Here is an 808-nt window from a genome sequence, read left to right as displayed (position 1 = left end):
GGGGGATGAAGTCGCCCTTGACGTCCTTGACGAGATAATCGGCCGCGCCCGCCTTCAGCGCGGTGACCGCGATGCTGGAATCCTGCGACGCGGTGACGAACACCACGGGAGGGGCGCCCGGGATCGCCATGATCTGCTCGAGCGTATCGAGGCCGTCGAGACCCGGCATGTACTGGTCGAGCGCAACGACGTCGATGCCGCCGTCGTTGCTGTCGTCGATGCTGTCTTGGGCAGCCGCGCGGCGGATGTGCTCGAGGCCTTCCTCGCCGCTGGCGGCATGAACGACCCTGTAGCCGCGCCGCGTCAGGCCGCGGTCGACCAGGCGCGCGAGCGCGTCGTCGTCGTCGATATACAGCAGTGTCGGTGTTCGCTGGTTCATGTGGCGGCGGGCGGAACCTGGATGACCGAGAAGAACAGCCCGAGCTGCCGGATGGCGTTGGCGAAATTCTCGTAGTTGACGGGTTTGGTGATGTAGACGTTGCAGCCGAGTTCGTAGCAGCGCTTGATCTCCTGGGAGTCGTCGGTGGTCGTCAGCACGACCACGGGCGATGCCTTGAGATACCTGTTTTCCTTGATCTGCTTCAGGATGTCGATTCCGCTCATGTCAGGCAGGTTGAGGTCGAGCAGGATCAGGAGGGCATTTCCCTTCTGGGAAAGCCCGCTGCCGTCGGCGCCGAACAGGTGTCTCATCGCATCGGTGCCGTTGCCGAACGCAACGATCTCGTTGTTGACGCCGGAGCGGCGGATGTTGCGCTCGATCAGCCGGGCGTGCCCCTCGTCGTCCTCGATCATGATGATGGTAACAGGC

At 63.6% G+C, this 808-nt stretch carries 2 protein-coding genes; both read right to left on the bottom strand.

Annotated features, from left to right (window positions below; genetic code table 11):
- The coding region (locus tag AC1D00_RS43500) for a response regulator (RefSeq protein WP_477014981.1) at window positions 1-379 on the bottom strand (379 nt) is incomplete at its 3' end.
- The coding region (locus AC1D00_RS43495) for a response regulator (RefSeq protein ID WP_477014980.1) at window positions 376-808 on the bottom strand (433 nt) is incomplete at its 5' end. The genes AC1D00_RS43495 and AC1D00_RS43500, both read right to left, overlap by 4 nt.

The sequence above is a fragment of the Bradyrhizobium sp. P2_E8 genome, from assembly GCF_056403875.1.
The sequence above is the reverse complement of the archived record's forward strand: the minus strand, read 5'-3'. Positions and strand labels throughout refer to the sequence as shown.